This window comes from Variovorax sp. GW822-FHT04A09, from assembly GCF_058801005.1.
Genome location: NZ_JBXAMV010000003.1, coordinates 143,013 through 163,958, shown reverse-complemented (window position 1 = coordinate 163,958; position 20,946 = coordinate 143,013). Strand labels below are relative to the sequence as shown.

The window sequence follows — 20,946 nt, the reverse complement described above, 5'->3', positions numbered from 1 at the left end:
CGCGTTCCTCTTCACAGCTGCCGCGCCAGGCGCGGGTCGAGCGCATCGCGCAGGCCGTCGCCGAGCAGGTTGATGGCCAGCACCGTGGCCGCCAGCAGCAGGCCCGGGTACAGGATGATGTGGAACGCCACGGTCACGAAGTTGCGGCCCTCGGCCATCATGTTGCCCCAGCTCGGCGTCTGCGAAGGCACGCCCACGCCGAGGAAGGACAGCGCGGCCTCGGTGAGCACGGCGGCGGCGGCCACGAAAGTGGCCTGCACCACCAGCGGCGCCACGATGTTCGGCAGCACGTGCCGCACGAGGATCACCGGCAGCCGCGTACCCACCGCGTGCGCGGCTTCCACGAACAGCTGTTCGCGCAGCGTGAGCGCCAGCGAGCGCACCAGCCGCACCACGCGCGGAATCTCGGGCACGGTGATGGCGATGATCACCGTGGTGAGGCTGGCGCGCGTCACGGCCATGAGCGCGATCGCCAGCAGGATGCCGGGGATGGCCATGAGGCCGTCCATCACCCGCATGATCGGGCCGTCGGCCCAGCGCACGAAGCCCGACACCAGGCCCAGCGCGATGCCGAAGAAGGTGGCGAGCACGGCCACCGAGGCGCCGACGATCATCGACACGCGACCGCCCCACACGGCGCGGCTGAACACGTCGCGGCCCAGCGCGTCGGTGCCGAACCAGTGCTCGGCCGAGGCCGGCTGCATGCGTGCCAGCGGGTCGATGTCCTGCGGGTCGTGGGTGGCGATCCAGGGCGCGGCGATGGACAGCGCAGCCACCGCGAGGAGCAGCAGCGCGCCGACGATCAGCGTCGGGTGCTTGCGCACCCAGCGCCAGCGCGGCGGTACGAAAGGAGGGTCTTCAGCGGCATCGGCAACGGCGGTGCTGGGCACCGGCGCATCGACCTCGCGCAAGGGCAGGGCAGTGGACATGGCGTCGTGAGGCTCGTTCTTTGTTCTAGTACTGGATGCGCGGATCGAACAGGCGGTAGCTCAAATCGATCAGGAGGTTGATCAGTACGTACACGCCCGCCGACAGCAGCAGCACGCTCTGGATCACCGGGTAGTCGTGGCGCTGCACCGAATCGATCACGAGCCGGCCCACGCCTGGAATGGCGAACACCGTCTCGGTGACCACCACGCCGCCGATCAAGAGCGCAATGCCTGCGCCGATGGTGGTGGCGATGGGAATGGCCGCGTTGCGCAGCGCATGGCCCAGCACCGGCAGCACGCCCAGGCCCTTGGCGCGCGCGGTGCGGATGTAGTCCTCGTGCAGCACCTCGAGCACGGTGGCGCGCGTCATGCGCGTCACCAGCGCGATGTACACCAGCGCCAGATTCACGCAGGGCAGCACCAGCGCGCGCAGCCAGGCGCCGGGGCCTTCGGAGAAGTTCACGTAGCCCTGCACCGGAAACCACGGCAGCTGCACCGCGAAGGTGTAGACCAGCAGGTAGCCCACGAGGAACACCGGCACCGAGAAGGCCAGTACCGCGAACAGCATCACGAGCCGGTCGATCCAGGTGCCCGCGCAGTAGGCCGCGAGCGTGCCCAGCGGCACGGCCGTCACCAGCGTGATGAGCATGGTCAGCGCCGCGATCGACACCGTGGGCTCCAGCCGCTGGCCGAGCAGTTGCGTCACGGGCACCTGCGTGAAGATCGAGGTGCCCAGGTCGCCGGTGAAGATCTTGCCGATCCACAGCCCGAACTGCTGCCACAGCGGCAGGTTCAGGCCGAGCGCGGCGCGCAGCTTGTCGATGTCCTCGGTGGTGGCGAGGTCGCCCGCGATGAGCGCGGCCGGATCGCCCGGCGACAGGTGGATCAGCAGGAACACCACCACGGCCACCACCGCCATCACCGGCAGCGTGGAAAGAAAGCGTCGAACGATGTAGCCCATGGCGGTGCGCGGCGGCTTACTTGTCGAGCATCCAGACGGTGGGCAGGCCGGCCCACATCTTGTCCAGCCCCTTGATGCTGGCGCGCGCCGCGAACGCGGCCGAGTACTGGCCGGCGTTGATGTACGGCACGGCTTCGTAGGCACGCGACTGGAAGGCGTCGAGCAGTTCCTTGCGCTTGGCCGGCACGGTTTCCTTCAGCCAGGCGGTGCGCAGCTCGTCGAGTTTCTTGTCGCAGGGCCAGCCGGGCAGCGTGTTGCCGCAGGCCGCGCCCAGGTAGGCGTTGCTGATGGGCGAGTTCACGTCGAACTCGCCGGCCACCGTGACGTACATGTTCCAGCCGCCGGCGTCGGACGTGTCGCGCTTGGCGCGGCGCGCACCGATGGACGCCCAGTCCATGGTCTGCGCATCGACGTTCAGGCCGATGCTCTTCATGGTCTGTGCGGCCATCAGCGCCTCGGCGTTGAGGTAGGGCACGTCGCTGGGCACCATCAGCACCACCTTCTCGCCCTTGTAGCCGGCGTCGGCGAGCATCTTCTTCGCCTTGGCGACGTCGGCCTTGCGGAAAGGCTCCGCGCCGGCCGAGGTGTCGTTGGGGCTGCCGCAGATGAACCAGGTGGCGCAGTAGGCCATGCGCATGTCCAGCGGGAAGCCCATGGCCGCGACGAAGCGTTCCTGGTTCACGGCCTGCAGCAGCGCCTGGCGCACCTTCGGGTTGTCGAAGGGCGGGTGCAGCTGGTTCATCACCAGGAAGCCCTGGTAGGCACCGCCGGAGCCGATCTTGATGTTGCTGTCGGTGCGCAGCGGCGCGATGTAGTCGGGCGCCAGCTGCTCGATGTAGTCGACCTCGCCGCGCTTGAGCGCCGAGATCGCGCTGTTGGCGTCGGGCAGGTAGAGCCATTCGACGCGGTCGAGGCTGGTCTTCTTGCTGCCGGCCAGGCCGCTCGGCGGCTCGCTGCGCGCCACGTAGTTCGGGTTGCGCACGAACACCGTCTTGTTGCCCGGCACCCATTCGTCACGCTTGAAGATGAAGGGGCCCGAACCGACGACCTCGGTGAGGGGCGCGGTGGCCGGCAGCTTGGCGATGCGCTCGGGCAGGATCACCGGCGGAAAGCCCGAGGGCTTGGCCAGCGCGTCGAGCACCATGCCGAAGGGCTCGTTGAGCGTGAGCGTGAGCGTGCGCGCGTCGGTGGCCTTCCACTCGGCGCCGACGGCCGTCATGGCGCGGCCCAGGCTGTCGCGTGCCGCCCAGCGCTGCAGCGAGGCCACGGCGTCGGCCGAGGTCACGGCGGCGCCGTCGGAGAACTTCAGGCCGGGGCGCAGCGTGAAGCTCCACTGCTTGCCGTCTTTCGAGGTCGTGTACTTCTCGACCATCTGCGGCTGCGGCTTGCCGGTGGCATCCTGCGCGAACAGCGTGTCGTACACCATGTGGCCGAAGTTGCGCGAGATGTAGGCCGTGGTGAAGGTCGGGTCGAGGATCTTCAGGTCGGCATGCGCCACCACCTTGAGTGTCTTGGGCGGCGTCTGGGCGAGCGCGGGAAGGCTGGCGGCCGAAAGGGCCAGGGCAGCGAGGGCAGCAAGCGTTCGTCGGGTCATCGTCGGTTCTCCGGTCGGTGGGGCGAAACAAAAAAGAAGAAGAGGGAGTTCAGGCGGCGACGCCGATGGGCCACTTCGGCAGGCGAGCCTTGCGGTACGGCAGGGTGGTGAGGTCGAGCGTCACGGCGCCCGGTGCGCCGGCGTAGATCACGTGTTTCGCAACCTGCGAGTACGACGCGTAGAAATGCTGCGACGACTTGACCACGACGATCTTCTTGGCGGCCAGGTCGCAACCCAGCTGTGTGAACAGGTCGGTGCCCATGGCCTGGTTGCGCCGCGTGATCAGCACGATCTCGATGCCGTTCACCTCGACCAGCGCGCAGTCGCCCATGGCGGTGGGCGTGTTCGACAGGCCCGTCATCACCAGGTCTTCCTTCAGCGCCTTCACGGTGCACTCGAGGTCCAGCGGATCGCCCGACAGCGGGCTGATCTTGCCGCCGATGCGCATCTGCAGCCTGGCGCCCACGCCGGCATCGAAGGCGATGCGCACGGCGATCGGGTCCCACATCGGGCCGAGCGCGGCGTTGGTGATGCCGCGCTCGAGCATGCGGCGCAGGATGAAGGTGGAGTCGCTCGCCGCGCCGCCGCCGGGGTTGTCGGCGCCGTCGGCCAGCACCACGGGGCCGCCGTCGAAGGCCAGCGCTTCGTCGAGCGAGTCGTCGATGCTCGGGTAATTGACCGTGAGGCCGTCGCGCATGGCGATGACCTCGTCGGCGAGCTGGCGTGCCAGCGCATTCGCCTTGGCCTGATCGCCGTCGGTGTAGACCAGCACCTTGGTGCCCATCTCGGGCACATCGCCCCACGAGAAGCCGTGCGTGAGCGAGACCGAGAGCACGCCGTCCTTGCCTTCGAGCGCTTGCATGCGCTGCACGAAGCTGCGCGCCGGTTCGCGCGAGGTGTGGACGGTGACGATGATGTCGCAGTCGACCATCGCGACCACCGGCTTGACCTTGCCTTCCACGGCCGCGGCGCAGATGTCGACCAGCTCCAACCCGCGTTCGAGCACGTCGGTGTGCGGGTACTCCTTGAAGGAGACCATCACGTTGGCGTTGTCCACCATGGCGGGCGTGAGGTGGTTGTGCGGGTCGAGCTCGGCGCCGATCACCACGTCAGGGCCGACGATCTGGCGCACGCGCGCCAGCATGTCGCCTTCGCAGTCGTCGTAGCCGTCGGCCACCATCGCGCCGTGCAGGCCGAGCAGCACCATGTCGACCGGCAGCGCGGCGCGCAGGTCGTTCAGCATTTCGTCGCGCAGGGTTTCGTAGGCATGGCGCGTGGTGATGCCGCTGGGCTGTGCGCCCGCCACCATGCCTTCGAGCAGCGTCCAGCCCTTTTCCTTGCCGCGGATGCGCGCGGCCCACAGCGGGCCCGAGTAGATCGTCAGCGCATCGGGATGCTGGCCGGCGGGAAAGTAGCCGCGGTCCTTGAAGGAGGCGATGCCGGTCGGCATCGGGCCGAAGGTGTTGGTTTCGGTCGCGAGGGAGGCACTGAAGACACGCATGGTGATTTCTCGTGGGGAAGATTGGTGGGGGAGGGAACGCGGATCAGCCGGCCGTGCGCAGTCGCTGCGGGCCGAGCATCTCGGCCGTGAGCCCGAAGCCCGCGATGCGCTCGGGCAGCGGCAGGCCGCGTGCCAGCGCGGCGCAGGCCTCGCCCATCGCGGCCGAGGTCTGGATGCCGTAGCCGCCTTGCGCCGCGACCCAGAAGAAGCCGGGCGCGTCGGGCTCGAAACCGCCCACCAGGTCGCCGTCGGCCACGAAGGAGCGCAGGCCGGCCCAGGTGCGCGTGGGGCGGCGGATGGCGAGCGTGGTCGCCTCCTCGATGCGGTGCATGGCGATGGCGATGTCCATCTCTTCGGGCTGCACGTCCTGCGGCTCGACCGGGTCGGCGTTGGCCGGCGAGCCCAGCAACATGCCGGCGTCGGGCTTGATGTACCAGCCCTCGTCGGCGGCGAACACCATCGGCCAGTGCGCCACGCTCTGGCCCTCCGGCGGCGCGAAGATGAAGGCCGAGCGGCGGCGCGGCTCGATGCCCAGCGGGCGCACGCCGGCCAGCTGCGCGATGGTGTCGACCCAGGCGCCCGCTGCGTTGAGCACCACGGGCGCTTCGTACACCGCGCCACCCGCCGTCACGCGCCAGCATTCGCCCACGCGTTCCATGGCCGTGACCTCGGCGTCGCACACGAGCTTGCCGCCGGCCTGGCGCATGCCGCGCAGGTAGCCCTGGTGGATGGCGTGCACGTCCATGTCGGAAGCATCGGGTTCGTACACCGCGCCGGCCACCTGATCGGGGCGCAGCGCCGGCACCATCTCGCGCGCTTGCTCGCCATCGAGGCGCTGGGCGCCGACGTCCATGGCGCGCAGCAGTTCCCAGTGCGCTTCGAGCTCGTGCAGGTGCTCGGTGCCCGCGACCATCATCGCGCCGCGCGGCGTGAGCAGCGGGTGCTCGGCGAAGCCTTCGGGCGGGTGTTCGAGGAAGGCGCGGCTGGCCATGGTGAGGGCGCGCACCTGCGGCGTGCCGTAGCTCTCCATGAAGAGCGCGGCCGAACGGCCGGTGGAGTGGTAGCCCGGCTGGGCTTCGCGTTCGAGCAGGATCACGCGGGCATGCGGGGCGAGCCAGTGGGCCACCGAGGCCCCGGCGATGCCGCCGCCGATCACGAGGTAGTCGGCCACGACAGGAGTGGGTGTGCTTGTTGTCATCGCCGAAAAGTGTAGGTAGAAATTTGCGGATACGCAAATTGATTTGCACCAACCAAGGGGAAACCATGGGTGCACCACCGAGGTGAAATTTGCGTACACGCAATTTGCGCATACGCAAAACGCATGCCGGGGCTGTCGCGCCGTGCGTGACCGGGCGGGCGCGGGGCTGGCAGAATCACCCGGCATACCTAGAGAAAGCCAAGCGTGACTCCACACACAGGGAACCGGGGCGGGGCGAAGCCGAAGGAAGAGCCGCCCACGCTGGACCGCACCACTTTCGGCCATCGCCTGCGCACCGCGCGCAAGCGTTTCGGCTGGACGCTGGCGCAACTGGCCGAGCGCTCCGGCGTGTCGATCACCACCATCTCGCGCGCCGAGCGCGGCCAGCTCGCGCTCGGCTACGAGAACTTCACCGCGCTGGGCCGCGCGCTCGAGATGGACATGAACGCCATGTTCGCGGGCGCCGGCGTCAAGCCCGAACAGCTCGACGGCCCGGTCGTCACGCGCGCGGGCAAGGGCGTGGTCTACAAGGGGCTGGCCATCGCCTACGAGTTCCTGGGCACCACCGCCGCCGGCAAGCAGATGAGCCCCATCGTCGGCACCGTGCACGCGCGCCGCATCAACGGCCCCGAGGACTTCGTGCGGCACACGGGCGAAGAGTTCGCCTACGTGCTGTCGGGCGAGATCGACGTGTACTTCGACAACGGCGAGGTGGTGCGCCTGGCGCGCGGCGACTCGCTGTACTTCGACAGCCGCCTCGGCCACGCCTACGTGAGCGTGAGCCGCCAGCTCGCGAAGATCGTGGGCATGACCTCGGGGGAGAGCGGGCACATGAAGTCGGCGCGCGAGGCGCCTGCGATGAAGCCGGTGCGCAAGACCGTGGCGGCGAAGAAGACTGCAGGTGGCCGCAAGGGCTGAGCGCCCGCGTCAGCCTGCGGCCCGGCATTAAGGAGACATGACGATGTCAGAGCACCGGATTTTCGCGATGCCGTTCGCCAAGGTGTACCCCATGTACGTCCAGAAAGCGGAGCGCAAGCAGCGCACGAAGGACGAAGTCGATCAGGTCATCTGCTGGCTCACCGGCTACGACGCGGCGGGGCTGCAGCAGCAGATCGAACAGCAGAACGATTTCAGGACCTTCTTCGCGCAGGCCCCGGCGCTGCACCCGAACCGCGCGCTGATCAAGGGCGTGGTGTGCGGCGTGCGCGTCGAGGAAGTCGAAGACCCGCTGATGCAGAAGATCCGCTACATGGACAAGCTGGTCGACGAGCTGGCCAAGGGCAAGGCGATCGAGAAGATCCTGCGAACGTAGTGCCTGTCTACCCCGTCGCCACGATGACGTGCGCCTGGATCTTGCCCGCCACCGGGCCGGTGCCATGGCGGCTGGCAATCGCCTCCTCCGCGCGGTCGGTCGCAAGCTGGAGCAGGCTCGCGTCGCGCGCCTCGATCTCGTTGCGCAGCGGCGTGCCCTGGCAGTAGGCCACCGCCACCTCGCGTGGCGAGGGCGAGCGGCTCAGTTTCTCGTGCGTCTGGACCTCGATGTCGGTGAACCCCGCGCGGCGCAGGTCGTCGCGGATCTGTGCGACGTCGTGGTAGCCGTGCGGCGTGCGCGCGAGAAAGCGCGGCGGGTCGTCCGGGAACACGGTGGCGACGGCGCGGGTGACGTCGTCGGCGAAGGCGTTGTCTTCGATGCGGTCCCAGACGCTGAACACGAAGCGCCCGCCGGGCTTGAGCACGCGGCGCGCCTCGCTGTAGCCGGCAACTCTGTCAGGGAAGAACATGGCGCCGAACTGGCACAGGACCACATCGAACGAGGCGTTCTCGAACGGCAGGGCGAGCGCGTCGGCCTGCCGCCATTCGATGCGGTTGTCCCTCGCCTGCCGCGTGACGGCGTAGTCGAGCATGGCGGGGTTGAGGTCGGTCACCACGTAGCGCGCACCGGCGCCGAGCTGGGGTGCCAGCATCCGCGTGACCGCGCCGCTGCCGGCCGCCGTTTCCAGCACCGCGCCGGGCGAGAGCGCAGCGACCAGGGCGGCCGCGTCGACGGCGTAGCCCTCGAAGATCAGGGGGACCATCAGCGTGTCGTAGAACTTCGGGATCGAGCCCGCGAACACCTTGTCGCTTTCGTCGGCCATGGGAACTCCTTGAAAGCTCTGAACAGAGCGGGCCTGCTCCCTTGCTCCAACGAGTCCGTTGCCTGTTTGGGCATGCGTGACGGGGACGATGGGCCATGGTGGCCTTGCCAGGCATCGTCGTCAACGCCGTTGCGCGGGCGTCCTCCCCTGTAGTGGGTACCGGAGATGTTGCCGGGCGTTTCGGGCGCGCCGATCGGTCGACCCCCTAACGGCCGCGGTCCCCGTCGCGCACCGATTCGATGGTGCCGTTGTAGATGCGCACGATGCCGAAGAAGGTGCCCGGCCCGCGGTCGTAGGTCCACTCTTCCATCGGTACGCATTGATTGGCCAGCACGGCCTCGGGGCTGCCTGGCCGATAGGGCGTGAGGACCCAGCCGAGCTGCACCATCGGCACGCAGACGGCTTGCCGGTAGACCGGTTCGCCGCAGGTCTGGAGCAAGGTCGCGGGGGACGCTCCTTTTCCGACGAGGTAGCCGTTGCAGGCGAGGGACTGGGCCGCGGCGGAGCCGGCAGCGAGCAGGGCGGCGGCTGCGATCGACAGCCCCGTGGCCAAGCGTGCGAAACGAGTCACGCCCGGCATCGTTGACCCTCTTGAATGCTTCATGCGTTCATCACTCACTCATTCACGAACCAGCTGGGCGTACCGCCAGAGGCCCCAGATTGCGCCGACGGTGATGCCGATGCCCACGCTCCAGCCCACCGGCACATCGAATCCGATCGCCAGGATCAGCATCAAGCCGACGCTGACCAGCGCGATGAAAGTCAGCGTGACGAAATCGAAGCGCGCGACCTCGACGGTGTCTTCCGCCACGCTGCGGTGGCGCTGGCCGTGCTTGCGGCGCAGGCCCCGGAACAACAGGACATCGAGAACGAAATCGAAGATGCCGACGACAAGGTCGGCCAGGATGCTCCACATCGGGACGCTCCATTTGCGGTGACACCCTGGGTTGTCGCTGTGCGCTCAAGGGTCCGACCCGGGTGGTGCGGCGGAGCCGGGCGAAATGTTAGCGCGCTTCCGGCAAGGCAGGCCATCGTCCTCCGACCCGCTTCACGCCGGCATCTTCGGCGGCCAGTTGTGCGTCTCGCCGCGGCCCTCGCTGCACCAGGCATAGAGCGCGTCGTACATCACGAGCCCGTGCTGCAGCATCGCGTGGTCGTCGGCGAACACGCGCGACAGGCCCAGCGATATCGCGTAGAGCCCTGCCGACTGCGGTGTGAGGTCGAGCCGCGAGGTGTCCGCACCGCGCACGATGTCGGCCATCTGGTGCAGCGCAGGCTCGGCGAGCCGGTACTTCGCGAGGAAGGCGTCGAAGCTGCAGCGTTCGCCGACGTGGCTCATCTCCACGCCCGGAATGTCGTAGGGCGTGGCGCCGGTGCTTTGCGCCATCGTCAGCACGTCGGCCGGCGGCACGTAGAGAAACTCGGCCTCGCGGTCGATGAAGCGCAGGATCAACCACGGGCAGGCGATGCGGTCGATCTTCGGGCGTTCGCGGGTGATCCATTTCATGGCGTGGCTCCTGGGTCGGCAGGCTTGGGCTGGAGCGGCCGGCCGGCGGCCTGCCAGCCGTCGATGCCGCCGCGCAGATAACGGGCATCCAGGCCCGCGGCGCGCAGCCGCAGGGCCGTGCTGCGTCCGACCTCGTGGCCGTACACGCAGTAGACGACCAGCGCGCGGTCGGCCGGGAGCTCGACGGCCCAGTGCTCGACCGCCGCCGGGTCGCGCCAGCGGGCACCGGGGAGCATCGACGCGGCCTGCGCGAACACGCCGGCACGGCGCACGTCGAGCAGCATCGAGCCGGCCACATCGTCCTGCGCCGCGCCGAAGGGTTCGCTGGCGGCGTGCACGGCCTGCTGGTAGCGTGCGTACACCGGGGCCCAGTCGATGTTGGCCATGAAGGCATCGACGTACACGCCGGCGGCGGCGCCGTGGTCCAGGTGGTAGGCGTGCTCGTACATGTCCAGCGCCAGCAGCGGCATGCCGCCCGCCAGCGCATGGGTGTGGTCGGCAGCCCATTGGTTGACCAGCGTGCCCTCGCGCGGCTGGAAGCTGAGCAGCACCCAGCCCGAGCCGCCGCCAAGCGCCTTGCCCATCGCTGCGAATTCCTCGCGCCATCGATCGACGCTGCCGAAATTTGCCGCCAGGGCGAGCGCCATGGCGGGCTCCATCGTCCGGCCATCGCCACCGAGCGATGCGAAGTACAGCTCGTGCAGCAGCATCGAGTTGGTGGCGATGAGTTCTTCGCGCTTGAGGCCGTTGAGCGCGAAGCCGGGCATGGCGGTGAACGATGCCGTGGCGAGCTGCGCGCGGATGGCGTTGAGGCGCTTGACGGCGCCGCCATAGTTGTTCTGGTGATGGCTGTTCAGAAGTTGCGCCGACAGGCCGCGCAGCGCGGCGGGATCGAAGGGCAAGGCTTGAGTTCGGGCGTCCATGACGACTCCTTCAGCGCAGCAGCGGAAGCAACAGGGTGACTGCCAGCCCGATGGCCGCGCAGGCACCGAGCAGTGGCATCACGCCAACCTTGAAGCGGAACAGGGCGATGGCCGCGGCCACGGCCATCACCGCTGAGATCGCGTCGAAGCGGCCTGCGAAGCCGTGCGGCCAGAGCACGTGGTACGCGAAGAACAGCGCCAGGTTCAGGATCACGCCCACCACCGCCGCGGTGATCGCCGACAGCGGCGCCGTGAAGCCCAGCCGGCCGTGCGTGGCCTCGATGGCGGGCCCGCCGGCCAGGATGAAGATGAACGAAGGCAGGAAGGTGAAGAAGGTGACGACCGTCGCCGCCAGCGCGCCGCCGAGGAACAGCGAATCAGGCCCCAGCACCTGCGTCAGCCAGCCGCCGACAAAGCCGACGAAGGCCACGACCATGATGAGCGGCCCCGGCGTGGTTTCTCCCAGCGCCAGCCCGTCGATCATCTGCGCGCCGGAAAGCCAGTGGTACTGCTCGACGGCCCCCTGGTAGACGTAGGGCAGCACGGCATAGGCGCCGCCGAAGGTCAGGAGCGCGGCCTTGGTGAAGAACCATCCCATCTGCGAGAGCGTGCCGCGCAGGCCCTGGGTCGCGACGAGCACGCCCATGGCCAGCAGCCACAGGCCCAGGCCGATGCCCAGGATCTTGAGCAGGTGCGCGCGGGAAAAGCGCGCGTGCGCCGGCGTGGGCGTGTCGTCGTCGATCAGCGCCGGGCCGTAGTGCTGCTGCGCGCTGCCATGGCCGCCGCCGAGTGCGAACACCTCGGGCGCCCGTCGCGCGCCGAAGTGGCCGATGAGGCCGGCCGCCAGCACGATCGCCGGAAACGGCGCGTCGAACGCGAAGATGGCGACGAAGGCCGCGGCGGCGATGCCCCACATCCACCGGTTCTTCAGCGCGCGGCTGCCGATGCGGTGCGCCGCGTGCAGCACCAGCGCGGTCACCGCGGGCTTGATGCCGTAGAAGATGCCGGCCACCACCGGCACGTTGCCGAAGCGCAGGTAGACCCACGACAGCGCGATGAGGATGAACAGCGAGGGCAGCACGAACAGGGCGCCGGCCACGAGGCCGCCGCGCGTGCGGTGCATGAGCCAGCCGATGTAGGTGGCCAGCTGCTGCGCCTCGGGGCCGGGCAGCAGCATGCAGAAGTTCAGCGCGTGCAGGAAGCGCTTCTCGCTGATCCAGCGCCGCCGCTCGACCAGCTCCGCATGCATGATCGCGATCTGCCCGGCGGGCCCGCCGAAACTGATGAAGCCGAGCTTGAGCCAGAAGCGAAGCGCTTCGGCAAAGGAAATGGGCGTGGGAGGCGCAGGAAGCGCAGAGGAGGCGTCAGGCAAGGCGGTGTCCACGGAAAACTCCGTTGAGGGTCACCAGCGCTTGGACGGGACACCGTCTTGCTTTGCAGCGCGGGAGGCTGTTTTCCCGCGGAAGGGCATCGTAGCAGTGGCAGTTCCTGCTGGCAACGCAGGGCCCTCAGGCCCTCTTCACGTTGCTGGAAAGCGCCCGTGCGTCTTTTTGGTCAGCGCACCTGCGCGCACACGCGCTTGAACACGATGCCGCTCACCGTGGTCGGGCCGCCCACGGCCTTCCACTCGCTGCGCCGGGCGAGGTCGATGTCGTGCACTTCCAGCGGCCCGTTGTGGCTGACGACGCGGCGCATCTTTTCGCGCCGACCCTTGCAGTCGTAGTCGTAGAGATAGCGCGAGGTGCGAAACGGGGTCTTGCCCACGTCGGTCTGCAGCTCGTCGTAGCGGTAGAGCGTCCACGCTTCCACGGCATCGCCATGCGGCTTGATCGAATCGCGTTGCAGCAGCACCTGCTTGCGCGGGGTGGTGGCGATTTCGGTCCAGGTGTCGGCGGCGTGTGTGGCAACTGCAGTCAGCAAGGTGGCTGCAGCGCAGGCGGACGCGACGAGGTGGCATGCCAGCACGGCGCGGTGCCTGGGCAGACGAGGCTTCATTGGTTTCACTCCCTGTGAATCGGTGGCAAGCAGGCGAAGAATGCCATGCATCGCCGCGGGCGAGAACCTGCGCCTCAGGCCGCGATGAACGCCGAAGGCTTCTGCCCGAGCCGCTTGCGGAACATGGTGGAGAAGGCGCCCGGGCTGTCGTAGCCCAGCTGAAGCGCCACCGCGGTCACCGGCCGGCCCGTTGCCAACTGGGCCATGGCCGAGAGCAGGCAGGCCTGGCTGCGCCACTCGGCGAACGCCATCCCAGTGTGCTGGCGGAAGAACCGGCTGAAGGTGCGTTCGCTCTGGTGCAGCTGCCGTGCCCAGGCCAGGGGCGAGGTGCGCACGTCGGGCGCGTGCAGGAAGGCGATGCACAGCGCCGCCAGTCGCGGCTCGCCCGGCAGCGGCGCAAAGAAGGGCAGGGCCGCCGCGCGGCCGACTTCTTTCAGCACCAGCGACATCAACAGGCCATCGCGGCCGCGTTCGTCGTACAGCGCCGGCACGTCGATGGCCTCGATCAGCAGCTGCCGCAGCAGCGGCGACACGGCCAGCACTTCGCACTGCGGACCGCCGCGCGGCGCGGCGGCCGGCTCGATGTAGAGGCTGCGCGTGCTGACGCCCACCATCCGCACCCGGTGCGGCTTGCCGGCCGGAATCCAGACGCCGCTGTGGGGCGGCACGACCCAGGCGCCGTCATCCGTGCCCACCTCCATCAGCCCGGTCGCGCCGTAGAGAAACTGGGCACGGCGGTGGCTGTGCATTTCGAGCAGGGTGCCCGGCGCGTAGTCGGTGCCGATGGCCAGCACGGCGCGGGGCGTGGAGTCGAGGGTGTCGAGAGGCTGGTTGCGCACGGCAGCGGATCGGTGGGTTGGCCGGAACGCAAATATTGTTGACTGAACATCGCAAGCGCGCCAGACCCTCGGACTCTAGCCTCGAGGCTTCTTTCCGTGTCGATGGAGTGCCTTGTGTCGTTGTATGTGATGTTGGTGGTGTGCGGATGCCTGACGGGCGTCACCACCGTGCTGTTCGGTTTCGGCGGCGGATTCGTCGTGGTCCCGTTGCTCTACCAGCTGCTGTCCCAGCTGAATGCGGCCGACAGCGCCGTCGGGCAGTCGGCCATGCAGATCGCGGTGGCCACGTCCACCTGCGTGATGGTCTTCAGCGCGCTGCTGGCCACGTGGCGGCATCAGCGCGCCGGAACGCTGGACTGGTCGCACATCCGGCCGCTGCTGGGCGTCATCGGAGCCGGTGCGGTGCTGGGGGCGCTGGCCGCCAGCGCGGTCCACGGGGAATGGCTGCGCTGGGCGTTTGCCGCGTACCTGGCGCTGACCATCGTGGACTGCTGGCTGCGCCCCGGCTTTCTTTCGCCGACCGTGGCGAGCCGGGCGGCGCCCTCTCTCGCGGCCACGACGCTGTCGGGCCTGGCGATCGGCTGGATTGCCGCGTTCCTCGGCGTCGGCGGCAGCGTGATGACGGTGCCGCTCATGCGCCGTCGCGGCATCGAGATGAGCCGCGCGACGGCCATGGCCAACCCGCTGTCCCTGCCGGTGGCGCTGGCGGGCACGGCCACCTACGTGGCCCTGTCCGCCACCTCGACGCCGGCGTTCGGGCCGTGGCATGTGGGGTATGTCGACGTGCGCGCGGCGGCGGCGCTCGTGGTGGGCTCGTGGATCGGCATCCGTGTCGCCGCGCTGTGGATCGGGCGCATTCCGGACCGCATCCACGCCAAGGTCTACCTGGCCTTGCTGATCGTGGTGTTCGGTGCGATGGTGGTGCGCTGAGCGCACGGCACCGTCTCGCTTCACGCCATCGATGCGCCCAGCAGGAAGTCGGTGACCTCGTCCGAGAACACGCTGCGCCGCGCACCGATGAGTACGCCGTCCGCGTCCTGCGGGTCGGGCCGCGCAGGAGGCATGCCGTGGGCCACCAGGGCCTGCGCGCAGCCGACCCAGTCGCCGCCTTCGACGGGCTCGTTGAGCGAGGCCCACGACAAGGTGCCGCAGGCGTTGTCGCCGAAGCCGTGCGGCGCTTGCCAGTCGGCACCGTGTGCGAGCAGGAACCGGGTGAGCGCCGCATCGCCGCAGAACACGGCGTGGTTGAGCGCCGAGGCATCCCAGTCGCCCCCACGGACTTCGAGCGGCCAGCCGAGCGTGACCATCGCCTTCACCGCGTCGCTGCAGCCCTGGGCGGCGAGCTCGGGCAGCAGGCGAAGCTGCGTGGGCTCGAGCGAGCCGATGAGGCCGGGGTGCCGCGCCTGCAGTTCGCGCGCCGTGGCTTCGTCGCCGCGCGCGCATGCAGCGATGAAGGCTTCGCTGGTGGAGAGCGGCGTCTGTTCACCGCTCGCCGCCTGCAGCAGCTGCGCGACCTCGGTCAGCCCGAAGCGCAGGGCGACCGTGTGGGCGGGCGTGCCATCCGGCGTGGACACGTTCGGTTGTGCACCGGCGGTCAGCAGGGCTTCGATGTGTGCGGGCGAGCGGCGGCGGCGAAGGGCCCACAGCAGCGGCGAACCCCAGTCCGAGATGGGCGGGCCCTGCGGCGGCTCGTTCGCGTCGCCGCCGTGTGCGAGCAGGAGGCGCAGCGTTTCGACGTCGTCCAGGTCGAGCACCCGGTACAGCGCGTTCGAACCCGTCACGCGCGCGCCGGCTTCCAGCAGCAGCTTCGTGCAGGCGGGCTGGTCGAGCGAGTGGTACAGCGACTCGCCGTCGTTCGGGTCGGCCCCGGCGTCGAGCAGCAGCTTCGTCAGTTCGGGGTCGTGGTTCTGGCCGGCCGCGCCGTACAGCGCGGAAAGCCGCTCGGTGTCGGCCGGCGCTTCGAGCGATGCGGGAGGCCAGCGGTTGCCGGCCGATTGATCGGGGGACGCGCCGGCGTCGAGCAGGAACTTCGCGCATGCGTGCAGGCGTTCGCGATGGTCGGGCAGTCGCATCAGGCCGGAGTGCGTGACGGCGACGAGCGGCGGCAGGTGCAGCGGGCCGCCCGCGCGATGGACCCATGCCGGGTCTTGCGCGGTGGCGTGGCGCAGCGCGGCTTCATCGCCGATGGCGCAGGCCACCCAAGGGTCGCCAGCCGCCGTAAGGGCAGGGTTCTCGTCGCGCATGCGCAAGGCCGCCGCGGGCCGTGCGCGGTTCGTGCCGCCGGCGATGTCGCCCGCGTACACGAGGCGCAGCCAATGGAGCACCGCTTTGGCCGGGTCATCGGCCTGTGCCCTGCGGGCCAGGACAAAGCCCTGCAGGTCGGCCCACGAGGCGAAGCCGTACTCGCGCGCCACGCACGATTGGGCATCGTGCAGGCGCAAGCCCTGGGAGGCGAGAGCGGCATCGGTCTTGCCCGATGCGGCCGGCAAGGCGCTGCGAAATCGGTGAAAGGCCGTGGGGTCGTTGCTGCGGTAGAGCGCCAGCAGTTCCTTGGCTTGCTTCTTCAGGTGGCCGATGTCGGGCCGGGCGGGAATGCGCTTCATGGAAACCTCCGTGCATCAGGCGCCGATGACCCGCAAATCCGGCTGCACAAAAGGCTGTGGATCGTCATGAAGAAGGCAAGTGGGTTCAACCCTTCCCGCGGGCCCGGGCGCGGCTTGCACCGCGGCTCGGATGGTAGCGGATCGGATCGAGGCGACGCCACGCGCCGAAGTGCAGGTCACCGCTTGCGCGCCACGATGAAGGGGCGGTTCTCGCCACCCTTCGTCGCGTGGTTCTCGCTCGCAAGCACCTCGAAGCCGGCCACCTGCAGATGCGCCCCGAGCTGCGCCGCCCGGAACACGCCGGCATGCGGCGCCAGCCCGATCGCACGCATCGCGGGCAGCAAGGCCAGCCGCAGCAGCGGGGTCATGTCGCCGAGGCAGGGCGTCTTGGAGATGAACAGGCCCCGCGGTGCGAGCAGGGCGTGGATGCGGCGCAGCGTGCCGGGCAGGTCGCGCACCAGGTGGAGGTAGTTGAACCCCAACACGGCGTCGAAGGGGCCTTCGCCCGGAGCCAGCGTCTCGGCGGTCGCCACGCGGAACGCCAGGCCGGGCACAGGGGCGGCGGCGTGCTTCTCTTCGGCGATGGCGATCATGCCTTCGGCGATGTCCGTCGCCAGGTACGCGCGGACATGGCCCGCGAGGCGCAGGGCCGTCGTGCCGGTGCCGCAGCCCAGTTCGAGCACGCGCGCGTCGGGCTTGAAGAGGGCGTGGGTCCGCTCAAGCGTGCGCGCGTAGCCGGCCTCGTCCGCGATGGCGCTCTTCGCGTAGCGGCGTGAGGTGCGGTCCCAGAATCTGGCGTCGTTCGCGAGGCTCATGGTCTTGGATCGGCGGCGTGTGGAAGGATGCGGCGCACTGTAAACCGCCGCCCGGGCGCTGTCGCCGATTTGCGCCGCTTCGCCCGCCATGTCGCTATGCTGGCGCCCGCCAATCACTCCAGGAAAAGAGACTCTCATGACCATGCGTACCTCGTCTTTCTTCTCCCTGCGTTCCGTCGCCCTGGCCTGCGGCCTGGCGCTCGGCGCCGTGGCCACCGCGCAGGCGGCGCCCGATGCGAAGCTGCTGGCGGCGGCCGAGAAGGCACAGCCCGCCGTCATCGACAACCTGAAGGAGATGGTGTCCATCGAGTCGGGCAGCCTGAACGTCGAGGGCCTGATGAAGATGGCCGACGTGATCGAAGGGCGCCTGAAGGCGGCCGGCTTCAAGACGGAGCGCCGCAAGGCCTCGGCCGGCGCGGGCGCCGACATCGTCATCGGCACGATCAAGGGCACGGGCAAGCGCAAGATCATGCTGCAGGGCCACATGGACACGGTGTACGCGCCGGGCATCCTGAACAGCCAGCCCTACAAGGTGGACGGCAACCGCATCTACGGCCCCGGCATCGCCGACGACAAGGGCGGCCTCGCGGTGATGATGGCGTCGCTCAAGATCCTGGCCGACGCGGGCTGGCGCGACTACGACACGCTCACCGTGCTCGTGAACCCCGACGAAGAGGTGGGCTCGGTGGGCTCGGGCGAACTCATCGCCACCACGGCCGACCTGCACGACACGGTGCTGTCCTTCGAGCCGACGGCCGCCAAGGCGGTGGCCAAGGGCGAGTCGCTGCTGCTCGGCGCGGCCGGCATCGCGCAGGCCACGCTCGAGGTGAAGGGCCGCGCGGCGCACGCCGGCGCCGCGCCCGAGCTGGGTCGCAACGCGCTGTACGAGCTGTCGTACCAGATGCTGCAGACGAAAGACTTGGCCAAGGACATCCCCGGCGTGACGCTGAACTGGACCGTGGCGCGCGCCACCGGCCCGATCAACCAGATCACCGAGAAGGCGCAGGCGCTGGGCGACATCCGCATCACGCAGCCCGGTGCGGAGAAGAAACTCACCGAGGCGCTGCAGGCCAAGATCGCCAGCGGCAAGCTGATTCCCGACACCGAGACCACGGTGAAGGTCGAGGTGGGCCGCCCGGCCTTCGTCGCGGGCGCCAAGGGCCGCGCGCTGGCCGAGAAGGCGCAGGCGATCTACAAGGAGCTCGACCGCGAACTGGCGCTGACGCCGATGACCGGCGGCGGCACCGACGCGGGCTTCGCGGGCCGCTCGGGCAAGGCCACGGTGGTCGAGAGCTTCGGCCTCGCGGGCTTCGGCTACCACGCGCGCGACGAGTACATCGAGGTCGACTCGATCGTGCCGCGCCTGTACCTCGTGACGCGGCTGCTGACCGAGATCGGCAAGAACTGAGTTCGTAGCGCGCAGTGCGCCCGCGGGGCAGGAGCCGCGGGTTCACTGCGGTGCGTTGGGATCGCCCGGGCGGCGGCGATGGGCGGCAGCGGCCGCCGCGGCGGCCTGAGCCTGCGCCTGCTGCTGTTGCGCCTGCTGGCGTTGCATCTGTTCCTGCTGGTGCTGCTGCTGGCGCGCCTGGTTCTGCGCGGCCTGCTGTTGTTGCTGCATCTGCTGGCGCTGCATCTGCTCCTGTTGCTGGCGTTGCTGGGCCTGGGCGGCTTGCTGCTGTTGCATCTGCATCTGGCGCGCCTGTTCCATCTGGGCCTGGCGTTGCTGTTGCGCGGCCTGGGCTTGCGCCTGTTGTTGCTGTTGCAACTGCTGCTGGCGACGGGCCTGCTCCTGTTGAGCCTGTTGAGCCTGCTGCTGCATCTGCTGCGCGCGCCGAGCCTGTTCCTGCTGTGCCTGCCGTTGCTGTTGCTGGGCGGCCTGGGCCTGCTGCTGTTCCTGCTGGCGACGTAGCTGCTCCTGTTGCGCCTGTTGCTGCTGCATCTGTTGGCGGCGGCCCTGCTCCTGCTGGTCCTGGCGTTGTTGGCGCAATGCCTGTTCCTGTTGCTGCGCCTGCTGCTGGCGACGCGCCTGCTCTTGCTGGGCCTGCTGCTGTTGTTGCTGCTGCATCTGCTGGCGACGGGCTTGGTCCTGCGGGTCCTGGCGTTGACGCAGTGCCTGCTCTTGTTGCGCTTGCTGCTGACGCCGTGCCTGTTCCTGCTGCGCCTGTTGTTGGCGTTGCTGGTCTTGCGCGGCCTGCTGTTGCTGCATCTGTTGTCGACGGGCTTGCTCCTGCGGGTCTTGCCGCTGACGCAGTGCCTGTTCCTGCTGCGCTTGCTGCTGGCGCCGTGCCTGCTCCTGCTGGGCCTGTTGTTGACGCTGCGGGTCCTGCGTGGCCTGCTGTTGCTGCATCTGCTGGCGACGGGCTTGTTCCTGCTGATCCTGGCGTTGGCGCAGAGCCTGGTCCTGTTGCATCTGCTGTTGACGCCGTGCCTGCTCCTGCTGCGCCTGTTGTTGACGCTGCTGGTTCTGTGCCGCTTGTTGCTGCTGCATCTGCTGTCGACGGGCTTGCTCCTGCTGGTCCTGGCGCTGGCGCAAGGCCTGTCCCTGCTGCACCTGTTGCTGGCGCCGAGCCTGTTCCTGTTGGGCCTGCTGTTGCTCGCGCACCTGGTTCTGGGCTGCCTGCTGCTGCATCAGCGCTTGTTGCTGCTGCTGCTGGGCACGCGCCTGTTGTTGCCGCTGCTCTTGCTGCTGCGCCGCTTGCCATGTCGCCGCACCGGTCGGCGCGCCGCTGCGATCGCCTGCGTAGTTGTTGTTGTAGACGTTGCGCACGTTGTTGACCACCGTGGTCGAGCGCGAGACATACGTGCTGTTGTTGTAGACCACCGCAGGCCGGTAGGCCGGTGGCGGCGGTGCCGCGCGGTCGCGCCAGCGCGGCGCGCCCCAGTTCATGTTCCAGGCGTTCCAGCCCCAGCCGTGGCGCTCCAGCGCCGAGCCGACGATCACGCCGCTGCCGAAGGCCAGTGCGCCCACTGCGGCCACCTGGCCGCGGCTGTAGCCGGGCTCGACCACCACCGGCGGCGGTGCATAGGCATAGCCGGGGTAGACGGCCACGGGCATGTCGTACACCACCTGCGGGTCGTAGCGCGGCACGTACACCACGTCGGGCTGCACGGGCTCGATGGTGATGAGCTCCTCGGGCGGTTCGATCAGCAGGGGGCCCGCGTACATCGGCTGCATGTCGGGCGCGGGCGTGTAGTTGGGCGGCGTCGCGGCGCGCGCCACGCGCAGCTTGTCGTTGTTCTTGAGGCGGCCGGCTTTCGATGCGCGCTGGCGCATCACCTGGATCGCGTTCATCACGTCGGCCGGGTCGTTGTAGTAGGCCTTGCCCAGCGAGGTGGTCCACGCGATGTTGCCGGCCATCTGGTCCATCACGGGCCGGAACGCAGTGAGCGACTTCACGCTCGGGTCCCACGGCTGCTGGTTGGCGGCGTCGGCGAGCGGGCCGGCCTTGAGCGTGGGGTTCTGCTGCAGCCAGCCGTGGGCCGCGGTGATCTGATCGGGGTAGGTGGCACCGGCCAGGATCTGCGCGACGAGCTTGTCGGGGTACAGCGCAATCGGTGCGACCAGCTGGTAGAGCTGCTCGGCCGAAGGCGGCGTGTAGGCGGCGGGCACCGGCGCGGCGACGGGCGCTGGTGCCTGGGTGGCCGGTGCTTCAGCGACGGGAGGTGGTGGTGCGGGCTTGTCGCAGCCTGCAACGAACAACGCTGCGACGCACAGCGAAGCCATGAGGCGCCGCTGAAGGCGGGGGCGGTGGGGAGAGGGTGTCATCTGGCATGTCCTGAAGACGCCGGCAGGGTGCCCGGAACTCCTTCAACGGCGGGCCAGAGCAGGCGATGACACAGCCTGCGCCCCGGATGCAACGGTCTGTGTCGGCGGTGCGCCGCCTGTGCTGTCGGCGCAGGACCACGAGACCACCGGGCGACGTGGCGATCGCCCGGGGAAGAACCT

At 69.2% G+C, this 20,946-nt stretch carries 20 protein-coding genes; 4 read left to right on the top strand and 16 right to left on the bottom strand.

All coding sequences use genetic code 11. The features are described 5' to 3' along the window. Positions 1–11: 11 nt before the first annotated feature. From AC1RLW_RS17225 to AC1RLW_RS17205, 5 genes are read right to left on the bottom strand one after another with little or no spacing between them, the layout of a single operon-like run. Positions 12–929 (bottom strand): ABC transporter permease, encoded by a 918-nt coding sequence (locus AC1RLW_RS17225; RefSeq protein WP_235944270.1) that lies wholly within the window; start codon positions 927–929, stop codon positions 12–14. A gap of 25 nt (positions 930–954) precedes the next feature. After that, positions 955–1,890 (bottom strand): ABC transporter permease, encoded by a 936-nt coding sequence (locus AC1RLW_RS17220; protein ID WP_056574393.1) that lies wholly within the window; start codon positions 1,888–1,890, stop codon positions 955–957. Between the two features lie 16 nt (positions 1,891–1,906). Further along, the gene (locus AC1RLW_RS17215; RefSeq protein WP_493194128.1) at positions 1,907–3,484 is read right to left on the bottom strand and encodes an ABC transporter substrate-binding protein; all 1,578 of its coding nucleotides are present in this window, start codon (positions 3,482–3,484) and stop codon (positions 1,907–1,909) included. Between the two features lie 49 nt (positions 3,485–3,533). Beyond that, a complete protein-coding gene (locus AC1RLW_RS17210) occupies positions 3,534–4,985 on the bottom strand; it encodes a M81 family metallopeptidase (RefSeq protein WP_493194126.1) in 1,452 nt (483 codons plus the stop codon). Between the two features lie 43 nt (positions 4,986–5,028). After that, on the bottom strand, positions 5,029–6,183 hold the full coding sequence (locus AC1RLW_RS17205; protein ID WP_493194124.1) for an NAD(P)/FAD-dependent oxidoreductase: 1,155 nt from the start codon (positions 6,181–6,183) through the stop codon (positions 5,029–5,031). A gap of 204 nt (positions 6,184–6,387) precedes the next feature. Between AC1RLW_RS17205 and AC1RLW_RS17200 the strand changes: the two genes are divergently transcribed. Both AC1RLW_RS17200 and AC1RLW_RS17195 read left to right on the top strand, forming a co-directional pair. Continuing rightward, positions 6,388–7,101, top strand: a complete 714-nt coding sequence (locus AC1RLW_RS17200; protein ID WP_493194122.1) for a helix-turn-helix domain-containing protein — start codon at positions 6,388–6,390, stop codon at positions 7,099–7,101. A 43-nt stretch (positions 7,102–7,144) separates the two neighbouring features. Then, positions 7,145–7,495, top strand: coding sequence for a DUF2200 domain-containing protein (locus AC1RLW_RS17195; RefSeq protein ID WP_095747505.1), 351 nt, complete (start codon positions 7,145–7,147; stop codon positions 7,493–7,495). 7 nt (positions 7,496–7,502) lie between these two features. On the opposite strand, the gene AC1RLW_RS17190 is transcribed toward AC1RLW_RS17195, so the two are convergent. From AC1RLW_RS17190 to AC1RLW_RS17155, 8 genes are all read right to left on the bottom strand, one after another. Continuing rightward, entirely contained in the window at positions 7,503–8,318 is an 816-nt protein-coding gene (locus tag AC1RLW_RS17190) for a class I SAM-dependent methyltransferase (RefSeq protein WP_493194119.1), read from the bottom strand. Positions 8,319–8,523: 205 nt separating this feature from the next. Next, positions 8,524–8,889: a DUF2845 domain-containing protein gene (locus AC1RLW_RS17185; protein ID WP_223301375.1), complete on the bottom strand. Its 366-nt coding sequence runs from the start codon at positions 8,887–8,889 to the stop codon at positions 8,524–8,526. A 48-nt stretch (positions 8,890–8,937) separates the two neighbouring features. Continuing rightward, complete coding sequence (locus AC1RLW_RS17180) at positions 8,938–9,234, bottom strand: hypothetical protein (protein ID WP_493194118.1); 297 nt, start codon at positions 9,232–9,234, stop codon at positions 8,938–8,940. A 132-nt stretch (positions 9,235–9,366) separates the two neighbouring features. Further along, positions 9,367–9,825: a chromate resistance protein ChrB domain-containing protein gene (locus AC1RLW_RS17175; protein WP_493194116.1), complete on the bottom strand. Its 459-nt coding sequence runs from the start codon at positions 9,823–9,825 to the stop codon at positions 9,367–9,369. Next, entirely contained in the window at positions 9,822–10,748 is a 927-nt protein-coding gene (locus AC1RLW_RS17170) for a Fe-Mn family superoxide dismutase (protein WP_493194114.1), read from the bottom strand. The genes AC1RLW_RS17175 and AC1RLW_RS17170 overlap by 4 nt, the downstream gene beginning before the upstream one ends. A 10-nt stretch (positions 10,749–10,758) precedes the next feature. Next, positions 10,759–12,132: a chromate efflux transporter gene (chrA, locus tag AC1RLW_RS17165; RefSeq protein ID WP_493194113.1), complete on the bottom strand. Its 1,374-nt coding sequence runs from the start codon at positions 12,130–12,132 to the stop codon at positions 10,759–10,761. A 170-nt stretch (positions 12,133–12,302) separates the two neighbouring features. Further along, positions 12,303–12,743, bottom strand: coding sequence for a surface-adhesin E family protein (locus AC1RLW_RS17160; protein ID WP_493194111.1), 441 nt, complete (start codon positions 12,741–12,743; stop codon positions 12,303–12,305). Positions 12,744–12,817: 74 nt separating this feature from the next. Continuing rightward, the gene (locus AC1RLW_RS17155) at positions 12,818–13,582 is read right to left on the bottom strand and encodes an AraC family transcriptional regulator (protein ID WP_493194109.1); all 765 of its coding nucleotides are present in this window, start codon (positions 13,580–13,582) and stop codon (positions 12,818–12,820) included. A 129-nt stretch (positions 13,583–13,711) separates the two neighbouring features. Here AC1RLW_RS17155 and AC1RLW_RS17150 point away from each other — a divergent pair, with 129 nt between their 5' ends. After that, entirely contained in the window at positions 13,712–14,512 is an 801-nt protein-coding gene (locus tag AC1RLW_RS17150; protein ID WP_493194677.1) for a sulfite exporter TauE/SafE family protein, read from the top strand. Between the two features lie 20 nt (positions 14,513–14,532). On the opposite strand, the gene AC1RLW_RS17145 is transcribed toward AC1RLW_RS17150, so the two are convergent. Both AC1RLW_RS17145 and AC1RLW_RS17140 read right to left on the bottom strand, forming a co-directional pair. Continuing rightward, positions 14,533–16,185 (bottom strand): ankyrin repeat domain-containing protein, encoded by a 1,653-nt coding sequence (locus AC1RLW_RS17145; RefSeq protein ID WP_493194108.1) that lies wholly within the window; start codon positions 16,183–16,185, stop codon positions 14,533–14,535. 176 nt (positions 16,186–16,361) lie between these two features. Then, the gene (locus tag AC1RLW_RS17140; protein WP_493194106.1) at positions 16,362–17,000 is read right to left on the bottom strand and encodes a class I SAM-dependent methyltransferase; all 639 of its coding nucleotides are present in this window, start codon (positions 16,998–17,000) and stop codon (positions 16,362–16,364) included. Positions 17,001–17,136: 136 nt separating this feature from the next. Here AC1RLW_RS17140 and AC1RLW_RS17135 point away from each other — a divergent pair, with 136 nt between their 5' ends. Further along, positions 17,137–18,408: a M20/M25/M40 family metallo-hydrolase gene (locus tag AC1RLW_RS17135; protein WP_062468836.1), complete on the top strand. Its 1,272-nt coding sequence runs from the start codon at positions 17,137–17,139 to the stop codon at positions 18,406–18,408. Positions 18,409–18,450: 42 nt separating this feature from the next. On the opposite strand, the gene AC1RLW_RS17130 is transcribed toward AC1RLW_RS17135, so the two are convergent. Further along, the gene (locus AC1RLW_RS17130) at positions 18,451–20,766 is read right to left on the bottom strand and encodes a DUF3300 domain-containing protein (protein WP_493194105.1); all 2,316 of its coding nucleotides are present in this window, start codon (positions 20,764–20,766) and stop codon (positions 18,451–18,453) included. Positions 20,767–20,946 lie beyond the last annotated feature (180 nt).

Excerpts from the sequence above, each read along its gene's own strand:
- AC1RLW_RS17225 (WP_235944270.1), bottom strand. The coding sequence starts at position 929 with ATGTCCACTGCCCTGCCCTTGCGCGAGGTCGATGCGCCGGTGCCCAGC.
- AC1RLW_RS17220 (WP_056574393.1), bottom strand. The coding sequence starts at position 1,890 with ATGGGCTACATCGTTCGACGCTTTCTTTCCACGCTGCCGGTGATGGCG.
- AC1RLW_RS17215 (WP_493194128.1), bottom strand. The coding sequence starts at position 3,484 with ATGACCCGACGAACGCTTGCTGCCCTCGCTGCCCTGGCCCTTTCGGCC.
- AC1RLW_RS17210 (WP_493194126.1), bottom strand. The coding sequence starts at position 4,985 with ATGCGTGTCTTCAGTGCCTCCCTCGCGACCGAAACCAACACCTTCGGC.
- AC1RLW_RS17205 (WP_493194124.1), bottom strand. The coding sequence starts at position 6,183 with ATGACAACAAGCACACCCACTCCTGTCGTGGCCGACTACCTCGTGATC.
- AC1RLW_RS17195 (WP_095747505.1), top strand. The coding sequence starts at position 7,145 with ATGTCAGAGCACCGGATTTTCGCGATGCCGTTCGCCAAGGTGTACCCC.
- AC1RLW_RS17190 (WP_493194119.1), bottom strand. The coding sequence starts at position 8,318 with ATGGCCGACGAAAGCGACAAGGTGTTCGCGGGCTCGATCCCGAAGTTC.
- AC1RLW_RS17180 (WP_493194118.1), bottom strand. The coding sequence starts at position 9,234 with ATGTGGAGCATCCTGGCCGACCTTGTCGTCGGCATCTTCGATTTCGTT.
- AC1RLW_RS17175 (WP_493194116.1), bottom strand. The coding sequence starts at position 9,825 with ATGAAATGGATCACCCGCGAACGCCCGAAGATCGACCGCATCGCCTGC.
- AC1RLW_RS17170 (WP_493194114.1), bottom strand. The coding sequence starts at position 10,748 with ATGGACGCCCGAACTCAAGCCTTGCCCTTCGATCCCGCCGCGCTGCGC.
- AC1RLW_RS17160 (WP_493194111.1), bottom strand. The coding sequence starts at position 12,743 with ATGAAGCCTCGTCTGCCCAGGCACCGCGCCGTGCTGGCATGCCACCTC.
- AC1RLW_RS17150 (WP_493194677.1), top strand. The coding sequence starts at position 13,712 with ATGTTGGTGGTGTGCGGATGCCTGACGGGCGTCACCACCGTGCTGTTC.
- AC1RLW_RS17145 (WP_493194108.1), bottom strand. The coding sequence starts at position 16,185 with ATGAAGCGCATTCCCGCCCGGCCCGACATCGGCCACCTGAAGAAGCAA.
- AC1RLW_RS17140 (WP_493194106.1), bottom strand. The coding sequence starts at position 17,000 with ATGAGCCTCGCGAACGACGCCAGATTCTGGGACCGCACCTCACGCCGC.
- AC1RLW_RS17135 (WP_062468836.1), top strand. The coding sequence starts at position 17,137 with ATGACCATGCGTACCTCGTCTTTCTTCTCCCTGCGTTCCGTCGCCCTG.
- AC1RLW_RS17130 (WP_493194105.1), bottom strand. The coding sequence starts at position 20,766 with ATGACACCCTCTCCCCACCGCCCCCGCCTTCAGCGGCGCCTCATGGCT.